Raw genomic sequence first — 6,799 nt, forward strand, 5'->3', positions numbered from 1 at the left:
GCTCAATGCAATTCCATATTCTGCTGATTTATCTATCAATGCATTTTTTATGCACAATATTTAAAGTGTAAAAACTCAATTTCATCGCAATAAAAAGGTCTTTGTCGAATTTTTATGAATCATTAGGCAGAAGAAGAATGTTCTCGCTTAACATTATATATATTTGTCTTTACTCAAACGATATCATAATACAATTACTTAAATTTTAGATGAATGGAATTAACTATTGAGAATTTAACAAAGACCTACAGCAATGGTGTTAAGGCATTGAATAATGTTAATATTAAAATAGGCACTGGAATGTTCGGTCTGCTAGGACCAAATGGAGCTGGAAAGTCAACATTGATGCGTACAATTGCAACTCTGCAAGAAGGTGATAGCGGTCGTATTGTGTTTGATGGTACGGATATCATGGAAAACAAAATGGCTTTGCGTAATACACTGGGATATTTACCACAAAGCTTTGGCGTTTATCCTAAAATGTCAGCCGAAGATTTATTGATGCACTTTGCTGAATTAAAGGGGATTTCAAACAAACAAGAGCGTAAAGAGATTGTTGATGCCGTGCTTGAACAAACCAATTTAACAGAAGCAAGAAAGAAAAATGTTGCAGGTTATTCAGGAGGTATGAAGCAACGTTTTGGTATTGCTCAACTTTTGCTTAACAACCCGAAACTGATTATTGTAGATGAGCCAACAGCTGGATTGGACCCGGCTGAGCGCAGTCGATTTTTGAACGTATTGCGCGAGATTGGTACCAACCATATTGTTATTTTCTCAACCCATATTGTAGAGGATGTAAAGGAATTATGTACCGACATGGCCATAATGAATGGCGGAAGCATTCTAACACATAAAACTCCAAAGCAATCGGTAGAGGAGTTGCAAGGTAAAATGTGGACCAAATGTATCGAGCGTTCTGCTTTAAACGAGCACAAGGAGAAATATGATATTCTTTCCAGCCGATTCAACGATGACAACAGTATGAATATAAATGTATATTCAGAAACGCAGCCCGACGAATTGTTTACACCAAAGGAAGCGGATCTTGAAGATGTATATTTTGTTACACTTAAAGCATCGAATTAATTATGGGCAAGTTTAATACATTATTTAAGTTTGAGCTAAAATACTGGCTCAAAAACCCAGCTACATACATCTATTCAGCGGTACTTTTGGTGATATCAACTTTGATTATGGCTGGTAGCTTAGGGGTGTTCGACTCAAGTACAGCTACTGTAGCATCAGTTCGTTTGGCCAATTCACCTATTGCTTTGTTCAATAGTTTTGGCATCCTTACTTTGGGGTATTTTCTATTGCCTTCCATTGTAGGAGGTTCTGTGAATAGAGATTTCAGTTCCGAAATGCACTCTATATTATATTCCTATCCATTTAAGAAATCGGAATACATTCTTGCCAAGTTTCTAAGTTCTATTGTGGTAACTTTGGCCATATTCTTAATATTTGGTTTGGGTTTTATTATAGCGCCATTACTTCCTGGGGTTAATCCGGAATTACTTGGGCCATTCAGACCATTGGCATTTTTACAGATATATGGTATGGTAATTTTACCTAACATACTTCTGTTTGGAGCCATCGTGTTTGGTATAATTACTTTCACAAGAAACTTAGGTGCAGGTTTCATTACCATGATTGTACTGTTTTTTGTACAGGGTATTGCAGACAATTACATGAGCCAGTTGGATAGTAAAACATTGGCTGCACTTCTGGATCCTTTCGGAGCATCAGCCATTCAGAATGCAACTGAATATTGGAATGTGGCAGAGCGTAATACGAATCTGCTACCCATGGATGGATTGGTTCTCATCAACAGAATCATTTGGATATCGGTATCATTATTGATTTTTTCGCTTACCTACTACAAATTTCAGTTTACTCAGAATGCCTTGAGTTTCCGTTGGTTCACTAAAAAGAGTGCGGTAGTTACAAAAGATAATTTCAACAATTTAAGGGATATCAATCTTCCGAAGGTAAACATTGACAATAGTTTCAATTGGAACATCAAGCTGATGTGGAGCATTTCGAAATTGAATTTTAAATTCATCATTAAATCGGTTCCATTTATGGTTATGGTGGCAGTAGGAGTACTATTTATGGTAATAGGTCACAATACCACCATGAATCTGTTTGGTACAACTACCTATTCTACCACCTGGAAAATGTTGTTGATTCCAAGCTCAATGTTCAAATTGTTTATTCTACTGATTACCTTTTTGTATTCGGGAATGTTGGTACAGCGCGAGCGCAGAGCAAAGATGTTTGAGTTGGTAGATGTTACACATACACCAAACTGGGTTCAGTATTTCTCTAAGTTTATTGCCTTAATCAAGATGCAGGTGTTGCTACTATTCGTAGTGATGGCAACATGTATTGTAATTCAGCTTTCTGAGGGATACTACGACATTGAGCCGATACATTATCTTACTGAGCTCTTCCTGTTTATGCTTCCATCTTACATTGTTTGGGCAGGATTATCCTTATTCGTTCAGTCTCTGTTTGCAAACTTTTACATTGGCTTTTTTATTCTATTCATCTTTTCGATCATCAGTCCTTTTGCTTCGAAAATTGGAATTGAGCAAAACATATTCAAGTTCAATGCAGGACCATCAATCAATTATTCTGATATGGATGGATATGGCAGGGGAGTAGCTGCCTTCATGTTTTATCGACTTTACTGGCTATTGTTCTCTTCATCTTTATTGGTTTTAGGTTTGGCCATTTGGCGTCGAGGTGTTAGAGAAACTGTTAAGATTCGTTTCCGAAGAGCAAAGGAAAACTTAAGTCGTGCGTTGTATGTCTCACTGGCAGTTTGTCTTATCGGTTTTATCGCCGTTGGGTCATACATTTACTGGTTCGATAATGTTTTAAACGAATACAAATCGGCGAAACAAAGTGAGTTGGATAGAGTAGAGTTTGAGAAAACTTATTCGAAGTATTACAACATTCCTCAGCCTCGTATTGTTGATGCGAAAATTGATGTTGATTTATTCCCTGAAACCAACGATTTAAAAGTAAAGGGAGACTATATCGTGAAGAACAAGAGCAATGCGCCTATTGACTCTATTCATATCAATTACCAATACAAGAATACTGCAGTTAGCTTTTCAAGAAAGGCAGAGTTGGTGAGTAATGATACCGTATTCCAATACAATATCTACAAGTTAGAAAAGCCTTTAATGCCAGGAGATTCTATGCAAATGCATTTTACATTGAGCAATCAAAAGAATCATTTTTTACAATACAATTCTCCTGTAATTGGTAATGGAACTTTCTTTAATAATGGTAGTTTCCCAAGCTTTGGTTATTCACGTTCAGGAGAGTTAAGCGATAATACGGTGCGAAAGCAATACGGTTTGCCAAAACGTGATAGAATGGCAGCACCTACCGATACTTCGGCATTAGGAAACACTTACATTTCGGAATGCGCCGACTGGGTGAATTTTGAAACCACAGTAAGCACCTCTGCGGATCAGATTGCAATTGCTCCGGGCTATTTGCAAGAAAAAAGAGTTGAAGGGGATAGAGCTTATTACCATTACAAAATGGATGCTCCAATTCTGAATTTCTACTCTTGGGTGTCAGGAAAATATGAGGTTTATACCGATAAGTATGAGGATATCAATATTGAAATCTATTATCACAAAGGCCATGATTACAATATTGCCGATATGGTTGAAGCAGTGAAAGCTTCGCTTAAGCATTATGGCGAAAACTATTCTCCTTACCAGCACAAACAGGTGCGTATTATCGAATTTCCAAGAACTTACGGAACATTTGCTCAGTCTTTCCCAAACACTATTCCATTCTCAGAAGCCATTGGTTTCATTGCAAAAGAGGATAAGTCGAAAGAGGGAGCCGTGAACTATGCATACCATGTAACCGCTCACGAAATGGCACATCAATGGTGGGCACACCAGGTAATTGGAGCAAATGTTAAGGGAGCAACTTTAATGTCGGAAAGTTTGTCTGAATACTCGGCAATAAAGGTTTTGGAGCAGAAATATCCTAAGAACAAAATCCGCAAGTTCATGAAAGAGGAACTGAATGGATATTTGAGAGGAAGAGGTTCTGAGCAGGTGAAAGAACAGCCTTTAATGTATAACGAAAATCAACAATACATTCACTACAATAAGGGTGCAATTGCCATGTATGCCATTGCTGATTATATGGGAGAAAACAACTTGCATAAAGCACTTAGTGAGTATGTTAGCGATGTTGCTTTCCAGGAGCCTCCATACACCACATCTTTAGAGTTTGTTGATTTAATGAAGCAACACATGCCTGATAGTATGGACTATGTGATTACCGATATGCTTGAAACCATTACGCTTTTCGATAATAAAGTGGATAGTGCTTACGTATCGAAAACCGAAGATGGAAAGTATAAGGTCGATTTTGTTGTTGAGGCTCAGAAGTACAGGGTGATTAACAGTAAGAACGAAGAAAATAAAGAGCTTTCGAGTGACGATTCATCGGTTAACATCTCCATAAATACCAAGAAAAGAGAGGATGATAAGCAATACATCGATATGAATGATTGGATTGACCTTGCCATTTTTGTTGAAGACGAAAACAAGGAGGAGCAAGAGATTCTATTCAAGAAAGTTCACATTACTGCGAAAGAAAACAAGTTCTCGTTTATTGTGGATAAGAAGCCACATAGTGTTGGTATTGATCCTTATCACAAATTAATCGACAGAAAAACAGCAGATAATACTGAGAAGCTTAAGGAGAAGAAAGAGAATTCAACTACCAAAGACAAGTCGGTATCATAGGCTGTAAAAAATAAAGCGTTCAAAAGCTATTCCGTAAAGGGATAGCTTTTTTTTTTGAAAGTCATTTAAGTGTAACAAAAGTAGGTAACGGTACTCTGTACCTTTACGTTCGTTAGATCAATTGGCCTATAAATATTGTGGTGCTCCGCACCATAGGTAATGGTGAATTTTGATTCATGAATAAAGCAGCAGAGCTGCTTAATATTTATAGTTTTATCATGTAAGTGTATACACAGGTGCAGGGCACCGTAACTCTCATTTTGTTGGCAATTTAAGGGGGATTATAGCTAGAACTGATTGTAGTAATCAATTTCTATGGCCTCTACTATAAGAAATCATTCAATATTTAACGAAAGTGCGTATCTTTGTCAGGTTCTTAAAATAGTACCATATGTTTAACTTTGAAGAGATAAATCTGGACCGCATTGTAGTTCACAATGTTGGAAATAAACACCTTGAGGAGGATCTAAAACTTTCTAAATCGGAAATCGAAATTGATGATGATGATGTTAGAGATGTACTGCTAAAGTATTTTCTTACAGCCTTTAACAAGGAAGAATTCTATCATTTCCAAAACGAGGCCGGCATAAACATGAACGAAGTATACTGCTATGCTTCTGAATTTTTTGAGAACAACGAAAGCTTTTACGATCAATCTACCAATATTGCGGTTCACTTGTACGAGAAATCGAACCACCCAAATATTAAAGGAGGAGAGTTTTATCTGGTTGCCTTTTCGGGATGCGTGGTCGACGGTGAAGTTTGCAATGCATTGGGGATTTTCAAATCGGAAAATAAAGACACTTTCTTAAAGGTGTACCAGAAGAATGAAAACTTTGAATTGGGCTGTGAGAATGGCATTAACATCAAGAAGTTGGATAAAGGTTGCTTGATTTTTAATACCGAAAAAGAGAAAGGCTACAAGGTTTGTATTGTCGATAAGACCAATCCGAACAAAGATGCTTTATACTGGAAGGAAGATTTCCTGGATTTGAAACTTCGTGAGGATAACTTTTACCATACCCAGAATTACCTTGATATGTGTAAGGGCTTTATTGGCGATGTGTACAACGATGAGAATGAGGTTGCCAAGGCCGATCAGATTGATTTGATGAACAAGTCGATCAACTTTTTTAAGGACAAGAAAGAGTTTAACGAAGACCTGTTTAAGCAAGAAGTAATTGAAGAACCTGAGGTTGCCAATGCTTTCGATGAGTACAAAGAATATTATCAGAACGAGCGTGGGACTTCTGTTGAATCGGAATTTGACATTAGCAATGATGCCGTGAAAGGAGAACAGCGCTACTTTAAACATGTGCTAAAACTGGACAAGAACTTTCATGTTTATATTCACGGACAGCGCAAGTTTATTGAGAAAGGCTACGATGCAGCTCGTGATTTGAGTTACTATAAACTGTTCTTCCGAGAAGAAAACTAGGTAAAGACGCAAGGCTTTGCGTCTGGATGTGAAAATAAATTGTTTGATGTAACAATTTAAAAGATATAATTAGAAGCTTTCTCCTACGGGGGAAAGCTTTTTTATTTACATGTTACTTGCCCAAGTCAATGCGTAATTCCTATGCGACGCATTTATAATGCCTTGAACATTGTTGCTAGAGTTCTAAAGTTCGTCGATCTACGTCAATGGTCTGCTCATACTCTTTTATCTATTGTAGCTGCATGTTTAAGCAGGTATGATGCTAGTTTATGACTTGTTGTTGGTATTTAAAGGCATTTCGAAGGAGCGGAATGATAGATTAGCGACGACAAGCCTTTGGGATGTGGCGACAAGCCATTGGGAAGCGACGACAAGCCATTGGGAAGCGACGACAAGCCATTGGGAAGTGGCGACAAGCCTTTGGCTAAGGCCGGAACTTCATTGGCTAAGGTCGGAATGACATTGGCTAATGACCCTTCCTAAAATAGCTTGACAGATTATTACTTAAATTTGGGGAATATTAGATTGATTATTCCCTAATAGGTACTGCAAATATATACTTAAA

4 protein-coding genes are annotated in these 6,799 nt (G+C 37.5%); all 4 read left to right on the plus strand.

The window, feature by feature from the left end:
* The first annotated feature begins 213 nt into the window (after window positions 1-213).
* The 4 genes from M0051_RS15510 (at window position 214) to M0051_RS15525 (ending at window position 6,717) form a co-directional block, all read left to right on the plus strand.
* A complete protein-coding gene (locus tag M0051_RS15510; RefSeq protein WP_306742422.1) occupies window positions 214-1,089 on the plus strand; it encodes an ABC transporter ATP-binding protein in 876 nt (291 codons plus the stop codon).
* A gap of 2 nt (window positions 1,090-1,091) precedes the next feature.
* Window positions 1,092-4,796 (plus strand): M1 family aminopeptidase, encoded by a 3,705-nt coding sequence (locus M0051_RS15515; RefSeq protein ID WP_306742423.1) that lies wholly within the window; start codon window positions 1,092-1,094, stop codon window positions 4,794-4,796.
* 391 nt (window positions 4,797-5,187) lie between these two features.
* Entirely contained in the window at window positions 5,188-6,234 is a 1,047-nt protein-coding gene (locus M0051_RS15520) for a nucleoid-associated protein (RefSeq protein WP_306742424.1), read from the plus strand.
* 336 nt (window positions 6,235-6,570) lie between these two features.
* The gene (locus M0051_RS15525; protein ID WP_306742426.1) at window positions 6,571-6,717 is read left to right on the plus strand and encodes a hypothetical protein; all 147 of its coding nucleotides are present in this window, start codon (window positions 6,571-6,573) and stop codon (window positions 6,715-6,717) included.
* Window positions 6,718-6,799: the final 82 nt, after the last annotated feature.

The organism is Marinifilum sp. D714, from assembly GCF_030851345.1.
GTDB lineage: Bacteria > Bacteroidota > Bacteroidia > Bacteroidales > Marinifilaceae > Marinifilum.

Coding starts and splice junctions, on each gene's coding strand:
- M0051_RS15510 (WP_306742422.1), top strand. CDS start 214: ATGGAATTAACTATTGAGAATTTAACAAAGACCTACAGCAATGGTGTT.
- M0051_RS15515 (WP_306742423.1), top strand. CDS start 1,092: ATGGGCAAGTTTAATACATTATTTAAGTTTGAGCTAAAATACTGGCTC.
- M0051_RS15520 (WP_306742424.1), top strand. CDS start 5,188: ATGTTTAACTTTGAAGAGATAAATCTGGACCGCATTGTAGTTCACAAT.